The 712-nt window shown below is 63.8% G+C and carries 1 protein-coding gene; it reads right to left on the reverse strand.

What is annotated here, in order from left to right:
- Positions 1–712: alpha-amylase family glycosyl hydrolase (locus P1P70_RS45405; protein WP_319248444.1), on the reverse strand; the 712-nt coding region annotated here is incomplete at both ends.

Raw genomic sequence — 712 nt, forward strand, 5'->3', positions numbered from 1 at the left:
GCCGATGTTGGCGCGCATGCGCGGGTCCTTGGCGTACTCCGCGTACATGTAGTCGCGTTCCTCGTCGGTGACCATTTCGAGGGTGAGCTCGTCGTGGTTCCGCAGGAAGATGCCCCACTGGCAGTTCGCGGGAATCGCGGGGGTCTTGGCGAGGATTTCCGAGACCGGATAGCGGGATTCCCGCCGCACCGCCATGAAGATCCTCGGCATCACCGGGAAGTGGAATGCCATATGGCATTCGTCGCCGCCGCTGGCGAAGTCGCCGAAGTAGTCGACGACGTCCTCCGGCCATTGATTGGCTTCCGCGAGGATGACCGTGTCGGGGTAGTGCGCGTCGATCTCCTTCCGCACCCGCTTGAGGAAGTCATGGGTTGCGGGAAGGTTTTCGCAGTTGGTGCCCTCCTGCTGGTACAGGTACGGCACCGCGTCCAGCCGGAAGCCGTCGATGCCCAGGTCCAGCCAGAACCGCAGCGCCGAGATCATCTCCTCCTGCACGGCCGGGTTCTCGTAGTTGAGATCGGGCTGGTGGGAGAAGAAGCGGTGCCAGAAGTACTGCTTGCGGACGGGGTCGAAGGTCCAGTTGGAGGCTTCGGTGTCGACGAAGATGATGCGCGCGCCGGGGAACTGTTTGTCGTCGTCGGCCCAGACGTAGTAGTCGCCGTAGGGGCCGTCGGGGTCCTTCCTCGACTCCTGGAACCACGGGTGCTGGTCG

This window comes from Streptomyces sp. MB09-02B (assembly GCF_033794485.1).
Taxonomy (GTDB): Bacteria; Actinomycetota; Actinomycetes; order Streptomycetales; family Streptomycetaceae; genus Streptomyces.